The organism is Furfurilactobacillus curtus (assembly GCF_054657915.1).
In genome coordinates, this window is record NZ_BAAHXU010000001.1 from 1,196,541 (window position 1) to 1,215,591 (window position 19,051).

The window sequence follows — 19,051 nt, forward strand, 5'->3', positions numbered from 1 at the left end:
TTGAACACTCCTCTCCATTCTGTTCAGCGCCTATAATGATCACTTATCCCCATACCTTAGCACGTTCAAACAAACCACGATTATCCTACGTCCCCGATCAACCCATAAAAAAACAGCTGAATAATTTGCTCACCATCCGCATGTAGAGCATCTAGCACGGTTGAATCCTTTGCTTTTCCGTTTAAACGCTGAACATAAGTGACGTACATATCAACGTAGATCATGAGTGCGCGATCGGTAATGGCATCATCAATTTTGCCTTCAGCACGACCCTGTTCAAACAATCGATGCCAGAAAGCTGCTTTCTGACGGTCGTAACTACGTTGTACTGAATGATCGCCATTATCGCCCCGCATTTCTGCCACTAATAACCGATAAAAGCTTGGCGATAACGTGTTGGATTCTTGAGCGGCCTCAACCATCATTTTCTTCATTTTTGACATAAAATCTAATTGCGGATCAACCAACATTGCCCCGTAATACTGATACCCATCCTCAATCAATGCAATGGCAACCGCCCGCCCAAGTTGTAACTTGCTTGGGAAATACTTGTAAACCGTCACTTGTGATGCACCGGCTGCTTTGGCAATTTCAGCCACACTAGTTTCTTGATAACCCTTTTTAATGAACAGCTGATTGGCCGCCTTCAGAATTGCTTGGCGTTTACGAACCTTGCGCAATTGGTTCCCGTCCATCTTAATCACCTTTTTTCTGGGCATAGTTCATTTTCTAAGTCGACTTTATCCACTTTTGAATTATGTATACATCAATAGTTCATTTTTTACAAGTGATTTTATTGACACCACCTGTCGTCAGCTCTACACTGGCGTTAAAAATTGAACTATCGATTGTTTATTAGTTCAATTATAAGGAGTGACAATCATGGCAAGTTCAAATCCAACTGTAAACCCAGTGGTCCACCTAGATCATCTCCAAAAGCATTTCGGCAAATTTCAGGCGCTTAAAAATATTACGTTTGATGTACGTCCGGGGGAAGTCTTCGGCTTTATCGGTCCCAACGGCGCCGGGAAATCAACAACTATTCGCACATTACTGGGACTATTGCGGGCCTCATCAGGATCAGCCACTATTTTTGGCAAGGATGTCTTTCACGACGCGGTCAGCATTCACCGTCAGTTGGCCTACGTTCCCGGTGATGTGTACTTGTGGCCAAACTTAACTGGTGGCGAAATTATTGATCTCTTCTTAAAGCTGAGCGGCCAAGCACACAACGTCCGCACAGATGAACTACTCAAGAAATTTGACCTCGATCCGACTAAAAAAGCACGTACTTATTCGAAAGGAAATCGCCAAAAGGTGGCCTTGATTGCCGCCCTTTCTCAAGATGCGGATCTCTATATCTTTGATGAACCGACATCGGGCCTAGACCCACTTAATGAACGTGTCTTTCAAGACGCCGTCCTGGCGTTAAAACAACAAGGCAAATCGGTTCTCTTGTCCAGTCACATTCTGTCTGAAGTGGAGCGCATGTGTGATCGGATTGGGATCATCCGCGCCGGAGAAATTATCGAAACAGGTACCTTAACCGAAATGCGCCATTTAACCCGCACACAAATTACTGTCGCCACCGAGCAGCCGCTCACTGACCTCGCCCAACAAACAGGTGTGCATCAAGTCACTACCGATGCCGCACATCACACCACCACTTTTGCAACCGACTCCGAGGCGATGCCTAAGATCATAGATTATCTAGCGGCTCATAATGTCACTAGCTTGCAGAGTACGCCGCCAACTTTGGAAGACTTATTCCTCCGTTATTATGGGGAAACGACCACAGATCCAATTGATCAGCCAACCGCAAAGGACGTGAGACCCCATGCCTAAACGTGCTTATTTTCGAACTGGTCGTATACTAGCGATCAATTTACGTCGCGATTGGCTAAAAATGACCACTTGGATGCTCGTCATGGCTGGTCTATTTGCTAGTGTCGCCTTTAAGTTCAACGACCTTTACGGGACTAAGACAGCGATCGCCCAAATTATTACGACCCTTAAAACACCAGCAATGATTTCATTATTCGGACGGCTGCCAGGTGGGCCTTATACCACCGCAGACATCTTTGCGTCGGAAATGACGGTCTTTATGGCCATTTTTGGGGCGATTATGAATTTTAGTTTTGCCATTTCGCTCACCCGTGGTGACGAAGACTCAGGCGTCACCGAATTGGTTTCTGCTCACGCCGTTGGTCCTTATGCGACGCTAACCGCCGCCATCACCGAGCTACTGGTTCTTAATGGTACATTAGCCCTATTGTATTCGTTTGGACTGCAATTTGCTGGCCTGCGTGGCACCGATACTGCCGGTAATTTTGTCTTAGGCATTGGGCTAGGACTCAACGGTCTGATGTTCGGCGTACTTGCCATTCTCTTAGCTCAACTCGTTGAAAGTAGCCGCGCAGCCACTGGTCTCTCCTATGCGATTTTTGGACTTGCCTATCTCAGTCGTATGGCAGCCGACGTTTCTCATCCGAAATACACCTGGCTGTCACCATTAGGTTGGGTGGAAAAATTTCAAACTTATCGGCAGAACAACTGGCTGCCCGCTTTATTCATGTTAATTGCTTCAGCGATCTTTATTGGGGGTGCCATCTTCCTGCGATCCCACCGCGACTTGAATGCCGGGATTATTGCGACTCGTCCCGGTCGAAAATCGGCTTCCTTCATGTTGCAGGGGCCCATTGGCTTGTTCTGGCGCCTAGAACGCAACACCATTCTTATCTGGGTTATTGGCATGTTTCTTTTTGCCGCCATGTATGGCTCAGTGTTTGACACTGTCGCTGGCATTTTGAAAACGAATCCTTTGACCATGCGCTTATTGGCCGATCCACATGCCGCTGCCGCTGCGCAAACCCAAATTCTTAAATCATTCATCGCTATGTTAATGATTATCTTCGCCGTCGTCTCTGCTATTCCTGGCATTCAAATCATCAATCGACTCGTTGGTGACGAGAAAAAAGGGTTCTTTGAATCTTTGCACGCTCGGCCGATCAGTCGGCTACGCCTGAATGGCACCTTAACCTGCCTGGGCCTCCTCACTAGTACGATAACGTTAGCCGCCAGTGTTGCTGGTCTAGAAATTGCGGCCAACAGTGTTCTGAAGCACCCCTTAGCCACAAAATTATTCGTGAACGCCTTTACGGCCAACTTGGCACCGATGTTAGTCATGGTGGCCATCAGCGTTTGTCTAGTTGGTTGGCTTCCGCGCCTAATCGCCCTCAACTGGGGATACTTAGGCTTAACCTTTGGTGTCGGTTACTTCGGTCGCTTACTTGATCTACCAAGTTGGGCCACAAAATTGACGCCCTTTGGCTTTATCGGCCGCGTACCAGCTGTGGCTGTCCAATGGCCAACGTTCTGGTGGCAGTTGGGGATTGCTTTAGTCATCGTGATCGTTGGTTTGGTCGGCTATCAAAGACGTGATATTGACGCGGCTAATTAAAGAATCAGAGTGAAACAAGCTGGGTGATGTCGAGCACTAGCTGAGGCTAGGCAGTTGGCGATCTTGGCCAATTGACTAGGCTGGGCTAGGCACAGACATCAGGCTTGTGTAACTCGACAAAGACTTAGAGCAGAGTCGGCCGGGTGATCCTGAGCACTAGCTGAGTCTGAGTGGTTGGCGATCTTGGCCAATTGCTCAGACTGGGCTAGGCACAAGGAGCAGGCTGACGGAGCTCGACAATGAATCAGAGTGAAACAAGCTGGGTGATGTCGAGCACGAGTAAGCTGGTTAGTGACCAATATTAAAGGCGACCTTCACATGATGAGTGAATCATCATGTGAAGGTCGCCTTTATGCGCTACGTAAAATTTATGTGCTGCGAATTTTTGCCATTACCGAGACGGACACGCCACCCACATGATTGTGAAAAATAAACGAGTTAATTCGCAAGTAGGTCAATTTGAACGTAGCGGGCATCGGCTCAGCCTGTGTTGTTATCGTTAGCGCATTTCGCTTACGATAAGACCTGGCTTTGAAATCGGCGCTTTTCCGGGTTCAACGCAGGTCCACGGCGTTCCAGCCGCACGCCCGCGAAGTTCGGATTGCCGGCAGTAATCACCTGTATGGAAGTTTAAGTTACCAGTCAATTTTTGGTTTTGATTCAGATTTAGCCTCATCTTATCGATTATTTATCGATCAAAAAGCTTAAGCCATTATTATTCAGCGATTGGTAGCGGCGTTGAATCCACGACATATTGTTGGAGAAAGTCACGCACGTGTTGCTGATAAGCGGCTGGGTCCACCCAAAAGCTTTCAGCATGTGTCGCATTGGGCACGATCCATTTTACTTTCGGTCCTTGAGTGGCCGCATAATTTTCTTCTAACATGCTGGCGGGGACGAAGACATCTTTCTCACCATGAATAAATAAAATCGGTCGATGATTGCGCTTTAACTGAGCTACCGAAGACACTTGGTTTAAATTAAACCCCAATCGTCGCCGATTAATGGCACTTACAGCGGGCAAAAAGGGATACTTTGGTAGGTGGAAGTTTCGTTTCAACAGATAAACTAACTCGTCATCAATGCTAGAATAACCACAATCCGCAATAATTGCGCGAACCTGATCTGGTAACTGCTCACCACTCATCATTTCAACCGTGGCTCCGCCCATAGAAACGCCAAATAAAACAATGCGCACCTCTTCGCCGTCGTGATTAATGATGCGTTTTAGCCAGTCTAAATAATCTAGGCGATCCAACCAGCCAAAGGTAATGTAGCGGCCGGCCGATTTGCCATGAGCCCGATCATCCGGTAACAACACGTTATACCCTAATTCATGGAAGAGTTGTGCGTAGTTAGCCATTGTCTCTCCATTACCTTTATAACCGTGGGAGATAATCACCGTTTGTTTGCTCGCCGGCGTTGCAGCTAAGTAAGTCGCCACCAATTGTTGCTGTGGATCATCTTCATGCAACATCCATGTTTCCGTTGGTTGGTCGCGTAACCACTTGACATAGTCATAGTAGACGGATGCATATTTTTGCTTTTCTGCGGAGGTTTCAGGGACTTGGTTAACCCGTTTAAAAGCGTATTGATATAAACGTTCAGAAATCCCGGCTACACCGGTCGCCAAAACAAACGGCGCGGCAAGACTGGCCATTGTCGTTTTCTTCATTGAAGTTCCTTCTCTCTATCCCTTAACTAACACTGGTTCATCCTAATAACTGCGCGCCTTTAGGTCAATCAAAAACAACTATTTATCTCATTTTTTAATCAATCACCCATACGACGTCGCTAACATTTTATTAGTAAAACGTGTATAATTGAATGCTGCCGGATTTTTTGTTTTTTAAATCACACTTATCTTACGCCAAAGGAGGCCTTTTCGTGTCAGAATCGATTTCAGAATTTAAGGTCGTTGACGCGAACGGCAAGCCATTTAATCGCCTGTTGCTCGTCATCACGATGCTTATCGGGACATTCAGTACATTTATTGTTCAAACTACCCTGACGACCGCGTTTCCGACCTTGATGCGGACTTTTAACATCAACGCTGATGCTGTTCAGTGGCTCACGACTGGGTTCATGCTCGTTATGGGAATTACCATCCCCGTGTCTGCTTTTTTATTGCAACGATTTAGTTCGAAATTATTATATCTCGCTGCCATGGCAATCTTTTTTGTCGGAACTTTCATCTGTATGACTGCCTCGACATTCGGTCTATTGCTAACTGGTCGACTCATCGAAGGGATTGCGGTGGGGATCACGGCGCCCGTCTTTCAGACCACGATGTTGACGATCTTTCCGCCAGAAAGACGTGGGTCGGCCATGGGATTAGCCGGAATTGTCATCGGTTTGGCCCCCGCAATCGGCCCAACTTTATCAGGTTGGTTATTACTCAATTATTCATGGCGCTCTCTGTTCGTCGTTATTCTGCCATTTCCAGTGATTGTGTTTACCCTTGCACTGTTTACAATGCGCAAAATTTTCCCCACCAAAAAGACGAGCGCAGATTGGCTTTCAGTTATTTTATCCACCATTGGTTTTGGCAGTATGCTGTATGCCTTTAGTAGTGTTGGCTCAAGTTCTTGGACTAATCCAATCGTCTTAACAACCTTAGTGATTGGTCTCGTCTTTGTCGGATTGTTCGTATGGCGTTCCTTAACCATCGACAATCCGCTCTTGGAACTACGCGTCTTTTCCTCGCCAGCCTACACATTATCCGTTATCGAAGTCGCCGTCGTGAATATGGCAATGGTCGGCGCCGAAATGGTCCTGCCATTATATATTCAAACCGTTCGCAGCGAATCAGCGTTTCATTCTGGATTAATCCTCTTACCTGGGGCCTTAATGATGGGGATCATGAGTCCGATTACTGGTCGAATTTTTGATCGGATTGGTGCTCGTCGCTTGGCGATTACTGGGATGTTCTTATTAACCGTCGGGACGGCCTTTTTCGTCACATTGACGGAAAACACACCAATTATCTTCGTGACGTTACTTTACACGATTCGGATGTTCGGAATTGCAATGGTCATGATGCCGGTCACAACCACGGGCATGAACGCCCTCCCAATTAATTTGCTTAGTCATGGCACTTCAGTTAACAACACTGGACGTCAAGTCTTTTCATCAATGGGGACGGCCATTTTAATTTCAATTTTGACCAATGTGACTCAAAATAAGATGCCGGCCAAAGCACTGTTACATACCACGCCATTGGCTTATCGCAACCATGCAATCAACGCGACCCTATCTGGTTATCACGCTGCCTTTTTAACGGCAACCATCTTTGCGTTAGTTGGGCTGGTTTTGGCTTTTCGAATTAAGCCAGGTAATTCAAGGAGGCGTGGCTAATGGTTATTACGTTATTAATTCTCGCCACCTTGAGTTTATTTCTCAGCGTCGTTTTGATGACCGCTAGTTCGGCTCGTACCATCACGATCATCAGCTCATTAGTCGTATTCATGGGCATGATTGGCCTGCTCATTGCGAATGATAATTACCATTTCGGTTTGAAAAAGGTCAGCACCACCTCCACGCAAACCTTGGTCAGCAGCACGCCGAACCAACATGCTGGTCAACCAAACATTTTACTGTATCAACCCCTGGGTAACGGTCAGGAAAAAATTTATCTCTATCGGACCAACGCCTCACAGACAAAACCACAGGCCACACCCAGCCAGCATACGACCGTTAAAGTGCGTGCCATTAGCGCCACTAGTAACGCAACCTTGATGACTAAGACCACCCGCTGGCGATATCAAAATGGCTGGACCCAAATGTTGTTTGGCTTGTCTGGTGAAGGCGGACAACTCGTTTCCCGACAAGATGTGTTTCAAGTGCCAAACAGTTGGCTAACGCTGAGCACTTCACAAGCTAAGCAATTGGCTAAACTTATGAAGGATCCTGCTAAACAAGACGCACTGCAGGCCATTGTCGCCCAAAAAATGGCTGCTGCACTAAAGCGACAGCCTCAGATCTCAGCTAATGATCGGCTACTGCTAGAACAGCAACTGACAAAGAGTGCGATTGAACAACAAGTTAAATAGGATTTGCTAAAAAACGCCATTCATCATGAATGACGTTTTTGATTTGTTTTCACTCAATCATTGGTGAGTTTTTGCAGCAAGCTCAAGAATAGTTGCTGTTCATCATCAGTTAATTGGGAACCCATTTTATTTGCCGCCACCTGTCGAGATTGTTTGAAAGCAGCGACCACCGCTCGGCCTTGCTCCGTGATCAATAAAACTTTTTGGCGCGTATTATCGACTGGAATTTTTCGAATCAAATAGTTCCCGGTTTCAAGTCTTTTTAACAGTGATGAGACGGTCGCGGCACGGCGGTGTAACATTTCTGCGACATCCTTTTGCATACGTCCAGGATGATCTTGCACAAATTCCAGCACGGCAGCCTGTTGATCGGTCACATCAAATGTTGCTGTCAATTGCTGATTAATCAACGCGCGTTGTTGTCGGGCCGCCTGTAATAATTGTGTCTGTAATTGCAAATTTTGCATGACTAATTTATCTGACATTCTCATTCTCACTTCCAAAGCAAATCAAAGTTTCACTGGTTGAACTAATTATTTGACGAACGTTAGTCGCTAAGTTAGTATATCTAACTGTAAGATATACTAACATAAAAAGAGGCAATAGCCATGACTGATCAGACAACATCCCTCACGAATTTAGATCCAAAAATCAAAGCATTTCAAACCGAGTTATACGCAAAATACGCAATTGCCAATCAACAAGTCACTGCTGGACAGATCGTATTTGTCGGAAGCTCGCTCATGGAAATTTTTCCCATTGAAAAGTGGGAAAAAGAACGGGCGTTAAATTTACCGAAACACATTTATAATCGTGGCGTGCGAGCAACGACGACAGCGGACTTATTAGCCCATTTAGATGTCCAAATTTTTGACTTAGCCCCCAGCAAAATTTTTATCAACATCGGATCCAATGACTTAGGCTTTAATGTCCCTGAGACCACCTTTTTAAATAATTATCGAAAAATCCTCAATCAGATTCAGATACGTCTACCAAAAACTCAAATTTATGTTATGAAATATTATCCCATGAATGCTCAAGCTGATTTCAGTCAGTCAAATCCAGAAAAAGAACGAGCAGTCCATCAATTTAACGAGACAAGATCAAATGATCAGCTCTCACAGGCTAATAAAAAAGTGGCCGACTTAGCTGCCAGCCTAAAGATCGCTTACATTGATGCCAATGCTGGTTTGACAGACAAAAATGGTTACTTGAAAAAGGAACTCACTTTTGACGGCACCCATTTATCACCAGCCGGATTTGAACTTGTATTAAACAACCTTCGTCCGTATTTCAATTAATTTCAAGTTAATCAAAACAGGCCGCACACGAAGAGTCGCTATTTTCCCAATTAAGAGAAAATAACGGCTTTTAAAGTCCAACCCAAGACAGCCCATCGCCGAAAATAATCACTACCAACGGGCAACCAATTTATCCATTTGGTTCCTCTCAAAAGCATATCGATCGCCAACGTTCATTCCATCTAAGACGATCGCAATCATTAACAACCTATGTGGTTAATGATTCTTTCAAGCCCGGAGCAACCAGTGTCCATACACCCTCAAATTGAGCTTTAGTGGCAGACCCCCAACTCGGTGCAAAGGCCGGTGCGGAAAACATCGAAAAGGCCTGCAAAACAGCGTCCACAACCGTCAATTTGTCAGTCGATAATGCGGCAGCCAAACTTTGTGCTAAATCAGTAATATGAATGGTTAACGCCTTGGGATTATCGTCAATATAGGTTGTATATACCGTAAACATCCGTGGGTCATCATGATAAGCCGCCATCTTATCCACCGTTAACGCCCATAACCAATCGTGAGCGATGGTTAATTTATCCGTTTGATCACTTGTATCAAATGGAAATAATCGTTGCAGTGCTTGATTTAACCACCGCAGCGCTAACGATGTCCACAGGTCTTGTTTGTTACTAAAATGTTTATATAAAGCGGCATGACTAACGCCAAGAGTTGCTCCAACCGCCGCCAAGGTAACGCCTTGAATGCCATTTTGCTCTACTAATAATTCTGCTGTGTCGAGAATTTGAGCCTTCGTTAATTTCGCCATGCATTTAGTATAACATTTTTTGTTACAAAACTTGCATTTAGTAACTTAACGCGTTAAGCTTTGATAAAAGTTACGCAAAACAGTTTTTGTAACCAAACTAATCTGATACTTTTTGGAGGTCATCATGAAATTAACGAATAATACTATTCTCATTACGGGCGGCACTTCTGGCATCGGGCTAGCGTTGGCCGAACGACTTGACGAAGCCGATAATCAAATCATCATCTTAGGTCGCAATCAAACAAAATTAACGCAAGTCCAACAGCGACACCCAAAATTTGCCACTTATCAAGCCGATGTCAGTCGGCCCGAGACACTCGCTGCCCTACCGAGTTGGTTGAAGACTCATTATCCCAAACTAAACATCGTCATTAATTCTGCCGGAACAATGCGCGCTTTCAGTTTGTTTGATGAATCGGTGTCCGTAAACGCGCTTGTCAGTGATATTCAAACAAATTTAATTGGGACGATTGCCGTGGATAAACTATTGATCAATCAACTGCGGACACAACCTGAGGCGCTCATCGTCAATATTTCTTCCGGATTAGCTAATTTAGGCGTGGCCACGCACCCTAGTTATTCCGCCTCTAAAGCCGGTGTACACATGTTCACTGATGCTTTACACGAACAACTACAATCAATTGGCGCAACTCAAGTACACGTCATGGAGCTGGTACCGCCAATGGTTGCTGAAACTAATCTAGAATCAGTATCCTCAACGACTGCCCCAGGAAACATGAAGTTGCCTGATTTAATTACGGCTGCCCTTAAGGGAATGAACCAAGATAAAAAGCGCGTCAATCCAGGGTTATCAAAAGGGATGCGTTTAGCAGGAAAAATTGCCCCTGATCCAGCCGAACATCGCTTAGCCACGACCATGATTCCGCAATACTTTCCCAATGGCCTGATTTAAATCAACGTAAATTAAAGATCGGCATGTGGAACTAGTTAGCTATGGTGGTTTGGGGGGATGGACGTTAGTGTCAAGTTTTAGTTAGTGGGTTGGCGCCTCTTGTCACCACTTGTTTCCGTTATGGCAACAAAGCATCACCGAAATGATCACTTCAGTTGAAAATTCCGGTATTTCGTTGTTTGAAGTTCAACAGTGTTTTTCCCGGTTTGTTTTAACCGGACAAGCAGCTTTAGGGTGAACCCAAGAAGAAGCCGATCAACAAACTGCCGAATCAGATTCTAGGCGACAAGCCTATCGAATCAAAGAAATTCGCGAACGAACGCTAGACACGAGTGTTGGCACAGTATAGCGAAGATGGCAAGCCCACAGCTTGTCTAATAGGGTCAAAGTCGCCTTCGGTATGCCCGATGGAAGCAATCACGCCGCAAGTCGAAAGATAGGCGAATTGGCCGGCAAGTAGACCAGGCTGGGCGTAGTGGGAATCGGCTCAGCCAGTGTCGTTATCGTTAGCGTACTTCGCTTACGATAAAGCCTGACTGTGAAACCGGTGCTCTTCCAGGTTCAGAGCAGGCTCACGGCGTTCCAGCCGAATACCCGCGCAGCCCAGCCTGGTCGGCAGTGAACAACCCTGTAAAAGTTTAATTCAGCATTAGTCTTACCTGCCAACCCATCAAAGGTTGGCACCATCTAAGGCTATCTTAATGCTTGCAAGGCTCAATACAGTCGGGTTACAATATCTCTTCAAGAACATATTGAGACACGAAATACCAAGCCCCCTAGCAGATGACGCTGCTAGGGGGCTTTTAGGTGGGCTAAAGGCTGCTTGAACTATTTTACTTCCGGTGTCGTCGCTTTAGCCAGTCGGCGAACCACACCGTGATCAATGCAATCAACCATCATTTCTTTGCCGATTTATCTACCTCGCCAATGCGACCATGCGCGCGCAAATCGGCTAGGTGCTCATATAGAATTCCTTCACGCACCCCATTTTCTGAGAAAACGACACGCCCCGAATCCAAGGTCCGCATAATCGTCACAATCGGGGTAATCCCAGCCGCAATGATATCGGCACGATCCTTAGACAATCCCGGAATTGCCTTACGCTGAGCAAGATTTCGTCCAATAATATTGGCGTATACATCATCGACTTCGGCCACTGTCATTCGAAAGCCATGAATATCTTCATAATCAGCAACCTTTTTTTCTTTACGGCGGATTTTAGCTATCGTCCGGTTGGAACCTCCCAATGCGACGATTGGCAAATTTTGTCCACGATGTAGCCACCAAATTCCGTTAAATAATCGTTGGACAGCTGTGGACAGCCGGAACAGATCCACTGCGGCTACTTGATCGGTACCATGCACTAAAAATGTTTCCGATAGGTTAACCGAGCCAAATGGCAGACTGACCAAATTCTGGACCCGGCCATTTTGAACCAAAACTAGTTCACATGAAGCACCGCCAGTGTCCATAATGACGCAATTCGTTACCGGCAGCGTGTTAATCACACCTAAATAATCATAATTAGCTTCTTCATTACCCGTAATCACTTGAATTTCTAACCCGTGAACCTGTTGCTTCACTCGTTCAAGAAAATCGGCTTGATTTTTAGCACCACGAACAGCCGCTGTGGCGACTGCTCGCAACGTGAGATTCTCTAATTTTGAGTAAACCGCATAAAAGCCTTGCAGAGCTGTAATCGTCCGTGCCATCGGTAGCTCTTGTAGTTCACCACTGGCTTCCATGCCCTCTGATAAGCGAACAAAGGCTTTTGTCATCTGGCCACGTTTGAAACTACCATCCTCTTCAATTTCAGTGACTGTCATACGACATGAATTTGATCCTAAATCGATCACCGCAAAATTTTCCACTCGAATTGGCCCCTTTCATTCTCAGAAATCGTCAAGTTGTTCAAGTCATTCATCGTCAGTATCTGTTTCATCCTCATCTAATAACTCATCTAACGGCCGCATCAATGGAACGAAAGGTGTCTGTGGACGTTGAGCAACTGTCTTGTTTAACGCGGTGCTTTTTTGAGCAGCCTCTTTAATCAACGTTTCTTGCACGTTTAAAGGCGCTAAACCTCGACGATCGACCTTTTGCCAAACACCATCCGGATGTAAAACACGCGTTTTGACGTTATCGGCCCACATTAGGTCAAAAATACGCTGAACTTCCGTTTTGACATCATCCTGCAAAACGGGGAACAATAATTCCACACGTCGACTGATATTTCTCGTCATCAAATCGGCAGAAGCCAAATACGTACGCTGTTCACCATCCGCGTAGAACTCGTAGATTCGACTATGTTCTAGCAGGCGTCCGACAATCGAATGCACGGTAATATGATCCGAAACACCAGGAATTCCCACCTTAAGACAGACAATACCACGAACTAATAAATCGATTGACACGCCAGCCGCGGACGCTTCATACAATTTTTGAATCATGCCACGATCTGACAATGAATTCATCTTCATTCGAATTGCGGCATGTCTCCCCGCCTTGGCATGGTTGATTTCATCATCAATTCGATCATATAAGAAATTGCGCAATGTTGTTGGTGCAATGGCCACGCGTTCGAAATGGTCTGGTTCGCTAAAACCAGACAACATGTTAAAAACATTAGAGGCATCCACACCCAGCAAGGGATCAGCCGTGAACAACCCCATATCCGTATACAATTTGGCCGTGACATCGTTGTAATTCCCAGTCGCCATGTGCATGTAGCGCTTGATGCCATCTGGCTCCTGGCGTACAACCAGTAATAGCTTGCAGTGGGTCTTCAAACCAACCAACCCGTAAATAACATGACAACCTTCACGCTCAAGCATCTGAGCCCACTTAACATTATTTTCTTCGTCAAATCGCGCTTTTAATTCCACTAGGACTGTGACTTGCTTACCATTGCGCGCTGCTTGAGCTAAGGACTTGATGATTGGCGATTGCGAGGACACCCGGTACAATGTCATTTTAATCGCCAGTGTGTCTGGATCAGTCGCCGCTTGTTGGACAAACTTCACAACAGGTTCAAAGCTGTCATAGGGATGTTGAACAAAGATATCATGTGCTTTAATCGCTGCGAATAAATCCGCCTGCCGCAATGCGGGTTGCGTATAGCCCTTAAATGAAGGGTACAACAGATCATCATGTCCCTTGATTTTTTTGACCAGCTTACCTAAGAAACGCAAATCAATCGGACCATTAATGTCAAACACGCCAGCATCACGAGTCTCTAAATCCTTGATTAACTGTTTACGCAGTTGTTTGGACATATCCGCTTCAATTTCCAAACGCATCACCTGCGTATGGTCACGCACCGCTAACTCATGCTCGACTTCTTTCAACAAATCACTAGCATCTTCTTCGGTAACGTCAAAGTCCATGTCGCGAATCACCCGGTAGGCCTGCGCTTCTTTAATCTTAAAACCCGTAAACAGCTCGCCAAGAAAGTGTTTAACAACTTCCTCCAATAGAATAAACTCATTAGTTCCCGGCAGTGTCACCACGCGATCAAAGGTGTCTGGCACTTGAATCGTCGCAAACCGATGTTCCCGCTTGCCGCTTGCTTCGTCTTTAGTATTTTTAATCAATCGAATCGCGATGTTAAGTGTATTATTGCTGACGAATGGAAATGGTCGCGAAACATCCACGGCCATCGGCGTTAACACCGGATACAAGACTTCCCGAAAATATTGGGTTAAGTAGCTAATTTGCGTTGTCGTCAGCTCATCGAAGGTTCGCAGATGAACACCAATCGCTTCTAATTGCGGCAATAATGAACGATTCAGGGTACTATATTGCTTCTCAACTAATTGATGAACCTTGGTACTGATGGCCTTTAATTGGGCCGCCGCATCCATCCCCGAAGCATCAGGTATCGTGTAGTTAACATCTTCCAACTTTCGTAACGACGCCACGCGCACCATATAAAATTCATCCAAATTGCTTTGCGTAATGCCTAAGAAGCGCACGCGTTCTAGCAATGGATTGTTTTTATCACGCGCTTCTTCTAGGACCCGGTCATCAAAATCCACCCAGCTCAATTCACGATTTACATATAAGTTTGGCTCTGTATAGGCCATGGTCATCCTCCTTAAAAGCGTCCCGTGCGTTGTAACTGCGGGGTGAACCCGTAAATTTCCTCAAAAAAGCGTCTTTTTTTATTGAAGGTCCAGGTCTCTAATTCAATATCATCATTGGCGGTTGCCCGAATAATAACTTGCGGTTTTTTAATCGAAACGCTAATACTTGAAATTTTGTGTAACCGACTGTCATCTAGCGCATCAGCGAGCCGCAAAATCGCTGCTAGCTTAACCATGACCATCCGATTAGCCATGCTGATGTTAAATCGACTCAAATCAGCCGATACGGTTTCAGAGCTGTGATACCGTGCAATCGCGGCAACGGCGACCTGTTCATCTGCTCGTAACCCCAGCATTTCTGAATGATTGATGATGTATTCAGAATGAAACGCATGGCGAGTACTATCAATGAAGAGCCCACTATCTTGTAAGATTGCCGCTAATTGTAACAATAATCGCTCATGGGCGCCTAACCCATGTAACTTTTTCAAACGATCAAATAACTGTGTCGCAAATTTAACGACTGACTGCTGGTGCTGTTCGTCCACGTGAAAGCGTCGGGCCAATTCATAAGCCGCACTCAACATAACCTGACTGGTTGGATCCGTGTTATGCGCATTTTGATGATGGTGTCCGACCTCATCAATGACACAGCCGTCGATAACTTTAAAGTCCGTTAATTCAATTTGCTTCACCTGTAAATGATCGAAGACTTCATCCAATAACAGAAATAATGGCAGGACCTCGTTGGTCTGATCCGCCGGAATGTTGCTTTCGTTCAGTAAATCTTGCGGTGTCATCTCCACCACTCGTTGAAATTGTTGATCAAAATCAGCCAGACTCAACTCAACAAAACGTTGACCGCGCGGAATCAGATGATCTAACAAGTGCAGCTTAGAACCCATCAAAATCACGCGATCAAAACGCTGTTCTGGTAAGAATTGATAGAGACTGACCAATTTTGAATGCAAATAATCACTAAGCATTTCTTGATAGGACTCTACCCGATGCTCTAAATCTTGCAGTTGCGTCGCCACTTGCATCGGACCTAAGAACAATTCTCGAGTTAACAACAATTGCCCATCGATAAACAACATGAAGTGGACCATACTGGCCCCAATCTGCATTAGCACCGTATGACCACTGATGAGTTTATCAAAATCCGGTAGTAGCTGGGCTGCAGCCTCGTAGGCAAACAACGATTCTTCATTCACCGTCATGAAATGGAGTGTTTCACCGGTCATAATAAAAATATGATCACGGATATAATCAATATTTTCGGCGCGCGCAATCGTGTGGCTGGCCACCAAGCGATAATTCGTGACGTGATAATCGCGCAGTATTTGTAAAAATCGCTCCAAAATCACAATCACTTCGTCGCCGACGGACGGATCTAGCCGGTGGCCTTCAAATAAGTCAGCGCCTAAATGTAGTGGTGCACTAATCCGCTCTAAAACGACCTGACTTTTTTGATCAATAATCATTAACTGCATATCTTGCGCAGTGAGAACCATCGCACCGTATAAATTACTTTTTGCCATCGCGCCGATAATCTCCTAACTATCTTGATTGGCTTGTAATTGATCTAAAATCTGGTGAAGTTGTTGCTTTTGGGCCGCTGTCACCACTGGATACTCAGGTTTTAAGGCCTCGAAGCGTTTCGTTAAAATTTCTGAAACGATTAACCGTGAACACCATTTCGAATCTGATGGCACGATATACCATGGATTGGTTTTAGTTGCCGTATGCGTCAACATTTCTTCATAAGCCTGTTGATATTGATCCCAAAAACCACGCTCCTTAATATCGGCCGCCGAAAATTTCCAGTTCTTGTCCGGTACTTCAATCCGTTTTTCAAACCGACGTTTCTGCTCCGCCTTGGAATAGTGCAAGAAAAATTTCAACATCACAAACCCATTGTGGGCTAAATAATCCTCATAATGCACAATATCGTCATAGCGTTGATCAAAGAATGCCTTGGTGACATCTTCAACCCGGTTAATGCCTGGAATATGCTGACTTGTCAGAATTTCCGGATGAACGTGACTAATCAGTACGTCTTCATACTGTGAGCGATTAAAAATTTGAATACTACCACGACGCGGCAACGCAGCTGAAATCCGCCACAAGTAATCGTGCGCAAGTTCGTTTGAGGTCGGTTGCTTAAAGCTGACCACCGATGTCCCTTCTGGGTCTAACCCGCTCATAACGTGGCGAATCATGCTATCTTTTCCAGCTGCATCCATCCCTTGTAATAAAATGACCACGCCATTTGTTGCCTGCGCGTAAAGTTTACTTTGAAGGGCGTCTAGCTTCACTAAATTAGCTTCTAGTTGTCGCTTAATAGTCTCCTTATCCGGTGCCGGTTCGGAGACACTAGTTGGCACATGCTTCAAATCTAAATGTCGTCCCTCATCAAACCGATAAGTCTTCTCATAATCCATGTCGCCACGCTCCTCTCTGTGATTACCTTTATTCTAGCGACTTGCATGGCAAAGATAAATCAATCATGCGTGAAACATCACAATTTTATGATCTCGGCGTCGCTACTCGGCAAATTATGCTAGGCTAGCCTTAGAATGAAACGCCGCCAAACTGACCAAAATGAATGATTGCGAGGAACTTTCAAATGATTAAAATGATTGCATTAGATCTGGATGGGACACTGTTGACCAGTGATAAAAAAATCAGTTCCAGAAATGAACGCATTTTAAAGCAGCTACACCAACAAGGGCTAAAAATCGTGCTGTGCACTGGTCGTCCGATCAATGCCATCTGGCACTACCTTGAACAACTCGAGCTGACACAACCTGACGATTACACGATTACGTTTAACGGTGCGCTCGTGATTCAAAATGTCGGTCACGCTGAACTATTTAAGCAAGGACTACCCAAGGCTGATTTAATTCCCCTCCATGATTACTGTGTGGCCCATAATTACCCACTAGATGTCTTGGACTTTGAGCAGGTTTGGCCATTATCTGATCTACGCCCTTCTTATTATCAGCAGATGTTAAACGCTAACCTAACCTTCACTCACGTATCCTTCGAACAATTACCTGATGCCGACTACAGTAAAGCCGTCATGTCCTTTGACGCACCAGTCTTGGATGAAGCGGTGGCAAACCTCACGCAGACGATGAACGATCACTATCACGTGGTGCGTTCGCAACCTAAAATTCTCGAATTTCTCGCTAAAGACATGGATAAACGTGTGGGCCTAAACGCGCTACTCGCCCATTATGGTTGGACATTCGATAACCTGATGAGCTTTGGTGATGCTGAAAATGATTTAGGCATGCTTAAAGCCGCTAACATCGGTGTCGTTATGGGTAATGGTAAGCCGGAAATCAAGGCGGCGGGCAATGCAGTGACCACCTCCAACGATGCAGACGGTGTCGCCCAATTCCTAGAACAGTTTGATTTTAGTCGGTAAACTAGCAGTAAATTTTGTTATTGCCTGATTAAACTAACCTCACTAAATTTTGATCATTTTTACCCGCCTCACAAAAAGAATCTGGGGCGACGCTAAAATCTACATTTCATTTCCAATCTAAATCGCCAAAACGGGGAACCACTTCCAGCAACCGAGACCTGGGACTCCTAAAACGTTGAGTCAGAGACAGCCAAGTTGAGAATTGGATACAGACTAAAATCAGAGGAAACAACATCCACAATTGGAATGACAGACCAAAAATGAACGGGGACAATTACAGAGTAAACAAAACAGAACGGCCTGCGAATTCCCATCTAATAGGACGCAAGCCGTTTTTTTGTTCTATAAAGTTTGTGAAGTTGACTTTTAAGCAGTAGTTTAGGTGATTTTACCAGTCATTATCACTCGTGAAACGCGCTTGCGAAAAAGTATTTAAACTACTAATTATTCGATCATGGTATGATTGTGTCCGGTCAGTTTGCACTAACTCAAAGTTGACTAAAGAGGGTGAACATTACCCTTAGTAAATTCTTCAAGTTCTTACCGATTGTAGTCCTTGTGATTATAGTTTGTTTGAGCTTAACGACGATTACTGCTAAGTAATCGAATGACGTCTCTAGTCTGCAAGCTAGGGGCGTTTTTAAATACAAAAAAACTCTCGTGCTGCAAGACACGAGAGTTGAAGGGAACATATCCCTGTAAATTCTTCACTGAAAGTGTAACGCGTTCGTTATGCGTTAGCAAGCTTTAGACTTATTTTTAGCTTGGGATGCCACACCTGTTGTGGCAAGTTGGTAATTGTTAGATTGCTCGTTGGCTATGTCTGTTCGTGGGTCCATTTTCGGATCAAATTACTAATCATTGCCGGTCGTCGCACACTTTATATTTGCGGGATAGGCAACCAACTCCAAGTCGGTTCCCCATTACGCAATCCGCTCAACGAACAAAAGTCCACCGCAATATATATCCCCGAACCATTAAGTGCCAACGCCGGCTAAGTATTCTGCGACAATTTTTGCTTTAAATTCATCATTATAT

The 19,051-nt window shown here is 45.1% G+C and carries 15 protein-coding genes; 7 read left to right on the top strand and 8 right to left on the bottom strand.

Annotated features, from left to right (window positions below):
- Positions 1–80: 80 nt before the first annotated feature.
- The gene (locus ACYQ0Y_RS05805; RefSeq protein ID WP_459935464.1) at positions 81–719 is read right to left on the bottom strand and encodes a TetR/AcrR family transcriptional regulator; all 639 of its coding nucleotides are present in this window, start codon (positions 717–719) and stop codon (positions 81–83) included.
- A 163-nt stretch (positions 720–882) separates the two neighbouring features.
- Between ACYQ0Y_RS05805 and ACYQ0Y_RS05810 the strand changes: the two genes are divergently transcribed.
- Positions 883–1,845: an ABC transporter ATP-binding protein gene (locus ACYQ0Y_RS05810; protein WP_407884501.1), complete on the top strand. Its 963-nt coding sequence runs from the start codon at positions 883–885 to the stop codon at positions 1,843–1,845.
- Entirely contained in the window at positions 1,838–3,460 is a 1,623-nt protein-coding gene (locus ACYQ0Y_RS05815; protein ID WP_407884499.1) for an ABC transporter permease, read from the top strand. Before ACYQ0Y_RS05810 ends, ACYQ0Y_RS05815 begins: the two co-directional genes overlap by 8 nt.
- Positions 3,461–4,175: 715 nt before the next feature.
- On the opposite strand, the gene ACYQ0Y_RS05820 is transcribed toward ACYQ0Y_RS05815, so the two are convergent.
- Positions 4,176–5,135, bottom strand: coding sequence for an alpha/beta hydrolase (locus tag ACYQ0Y_RS05820; RefSeq protein WP_407884497.1), 960 nt, complete (start codon positions 5,133–5,135; stop codon positions 4,176–4,178).
- A 224-nt stretch (positions 5,136–5,359) separates the two neighbouring features.
- On the opposite strand from ACYQ0Y_RS05820, the gene ACYQ0Y_RS05825 reads away from it, so the two are divergent.
- Together ACYQ0Y_RS05825 and ACYQ0Y_RS05830 are read left to right on the top strand one after the other, a co-directional pair.
- Positions 5,360–6,817, top strand: coding sequence for an MDR family MFS transporter (locus ACYQ0Y_RS05825; RefSeq protein WP_407884555.1), 1,458 nt, complete (start codon positions 5,360–5,362; stop codon positions 6,815–6,817).
- Positions 6,817–7,512 carry a DUF4811 domain-containing protein gene (locus ACYQ0Y_RS05830; RefSeq protein WP_407884495.1) on the top strand — a complete coding sequence of 232 codons (696 nt, stop codon included), beginning with the start codon at positions 6,817–6,819 and terminating at the stop codon, positions 7,510–7,512. The genes ACYQ0Y_RS05825 and ACYQ0Y_RS05830 overlap by 1 nt, the downstream gene beginning before the upstream one ends.
- Positions 7,513–7,565: 53 nt before the next feature.
- Here ACYQ0Y_RS05830 and ACYQ0Y_RS05835 read toward each other — a convergent pair whose 3' ends face one another.
- Entirely contained in the window at positions 7,566–7,997 is a 432-nt protein-coding gene (locus ACYQ0Y_RS05835; protein ID WP_407884493.1) for a MarR family winged helix-turn-helix transcriptional regulator, read from the bottom strand.
- A 123-nt stretch (positions 7,998–8,120) separates the two neighbouring features.
- On the opposite strand from ACYQ0Y_RS05835, the gene ACYQ0Y_RS05840 reads away from it, so the two are divergent.
- Positions 8,121–8,813, top strand: coding sequence for a GDSL-type esterase/lipase family protein (locus tag ACYQ0Y_RS05840; RefSeq protein WP_407884491.1), 693 nt, complete (start codon positions 8,121–8,123; stop codon positions 8,811–8,813).
- Between the two features lie 208 nt (positions 8,814–9,021).
- On the opposite strand, the gene ACYQ0Y_RS05845 is transcribed toward ACYQ0Y_RS05840, so the two are convergent.
- On the bottom strand, positions 9,022–9,579 hold the full coding sequence (locus ACYQ0Y_RS05845; RefSeq protein ID WP_407884489.1) for a TetR/AcrR family transcriptional regulator: 558 nt from the start codon (positions 9,577–9,579) through the stop codon (positions 9,022–9,024).
- A 124-nt stretch (positions 9,580–9,703) separates the two neighbouring features.
- Between ACYQ0Y_RS05845 and ACYQ0Y_RS05850 the strand changes: the two genes are divergently transcribed.
- Positions 9,704–10,492 (top strand): SDR family oxidoreductase, encoded by a 789-nt coding sequence (locus ACYQ0Y_RS05850; RefSeq protein ID WP_407884488.1) that lies wholly within the window; start codon positions 9,704–9,706, stop codon positions 10,490–10,492.
- A gap of 896 nt (positions 10,493–11,388) precedes the next feature.
- Here ACYQ0Y_RS05850 and ACYQ0Y_RS05855 read toward each other — a convergent pair.
- The 4 genes from ACYQ0Y_RS05855 to ACYQ0Y_RS05870 all read right to left on the bottom strand — a co-directional run bounded on the left by ACYQ0Y_RS05855 (position 11,389) and on the right by ACYQ0Y_RS05870 (position 17,021).
- Positions 11,389–12,318, bottom strand: coding sequence for a Ppx/GppA phosphatase family protein (locus ACYQ0Y_RS05855; protein ID WP_407884553.1), 930 nt, complete (start codon positions 12,316–12,318; stop codon positions 11,389–11,391).
- 90 nt (positions 12,319–12,408) lie between these two features.
- Positions 12,409–14,577: an RNA degradosome polyphosphate kinase gene (locus ACYQ0Y_RS05860; protein ID WP_407884486.1), complete on the bottom strand. Its 2,169-nt coding sequence runs from the start codon at positions 14,575–14,577 to the stop codon at positions 12,409–12,411.
- Positions 14,578–14,588: 11 nt separating this feature from the next.
- Entirely contained in the window at positions 14,589–16,118 is a 1,530-nt protein-coding gene (locus ACYQ0Y_RS05865; RefSeq protein WP_407884484.1) for a Ppx/GppA phosphatase family protein, read from the bottom strand.
- A 15-nt stretch (positions 16,119–16,133) separates the two neighbouring features.
- Positions 16,134–17,021: a PPK2 family polyphosphate kinase gene (locus ACYQ0Y_RS05870; RefSeq protein WP_407884482.1), complete on the bottom strand. Its 888-nt coding sequence runs from the start codon at positions 17,019–17,021 to the stop codon at positions 16,134–16,136.
- Positions 17,022–17,206: 185 nt separating this feature from the next.
- On the opposite strand from ACYQ0Y_RS05870, the gene ACYQ0Y_RS05875 reads away from it, so the two are divergent.
- Positions 17,207–18,013 (top strand): Cof-type HAD-IIB family hydrolase, encoded by an 807-nt coding sequence (locus ACYQ0Y_RS05875; RefSeq protein ID WP_407884480.1) that lies wholly within the window; start codon positions 17,207–17,209, stop codon positions 18,011–18,013.
- The last annotated feature ends 1,038 nt before the right edge of the window (positions 18,014–19,051 follow it).

What these genes read in the sequence shown, in the direction of transcription:
- ACYQ0Y_RS05805 (WP_459935464.1), bottom strand. Translation starts at nt 719, where the DNA reads ATGCCCAGAAAAAAGGTGATTAAGATGGACGGGAACCAATTGCGCAAG.
- ACYQ0Y_RS05810 (WP_407884501.1), top strand. Translation starts at nt 883, where the DNA reads ATGGCAAGTTCAAATCCAACTGTAAACCCAGTGGTCCACCTAGATCAT.
- ACYQ0Y_RS05815 (WP_407884499.1), top strand. Translation starts at nt 1,838, where the DNA reads ATGCCTAAACGTGCTTATTTTCGAACTGGTCGTATACTAGCGATCAAT.
- ACYQ0Y_RS05820 (WP_407884497.1), bottom strand. Translation starts at nt 5,135, where the DNA reads ATGAAGAAAACGACAATGGCCAGTCTTGCCGCGCCGTTTGTTTTGGCG.
- ACYQ0Y_RS05830 (WP_407884495.1), top strand. Translation starts at nt 6,817, where the DNA reads ATGGTTATTACGTTATTAATTCTCGCCACCTTGAGTTTATTTCTCAGC.
- ACYQ0Y_RS05835 (WP_407884493.1), bottom strand. Translation starts at nt 7,997, where the DNA reads ATGTCAGATAAATTAGTCATGCAAAATTTGCAATTACAGACACAATTA.
- ACYQ0Y_RS05840 (WP_407884491.1), top strand. Translation starts at nt 8,121, where the DNA reads ATGACTGATCAGACAACATCCCTCACGAATTTAGATCCAAAAATCAAA.
- ACYQ0Y_RS05845 (WP_407884489.1), bottom strand. Translation starts at nt 9,579, where the DNA reads ATGGCGAAATTAACGAAGGCTCAAATTCTCGACACAGCAGAATTATTA.
- ACYQ0Y_RS05850 (WP_407884488.1), top strand. Translation starts at nt 9,704, where the DNA reads ATGAAATTAACGAATAATACTATTCTCATTACGGGCGGCACTTCTGGC.
- ACYQ0Y_RS05855 (WP_407884553.1), bottom strand. Translation starts at nt 12,318, where the DNA reads ATGACAGTCACTGAAATTGAAGAGGATGGTAGTTTCAAACGTGGCCAG.
- ACYQ0Y_RS05860 (WP_407884486.1), bottom strand. Translation starts at nt 14,577, where the DNA reads ATGGCCTATACAGAGCCAAACTTATATGTAAATCGTGAATTGAGCTGG.
- ACYQ0Y_RS05865 (WP_407884484.1), bottom strand. Translation starts at nt 16,118, where the DNA reads ATGGCAAAAAGTAATTTATACGGTGCGATGGTTCTCACTGCGCAAGAT.
- ACYQ0Y_RS05870 (WP_407884482.1), bottom strand. Translation starts at nt 17,021, where the DNA reads ATGGATTATGAGAAGACTTATCGGTTTGATGAGGGACGACATTTAGAT.
- ACYQ0Y_RS05875 (WP_407884480.1), top strand. Translation starts at nt 17,207, where the DNA reads ATGATTAAAATGATTGCATTAGATCTGGATGGGACACTGTTGACCAGT.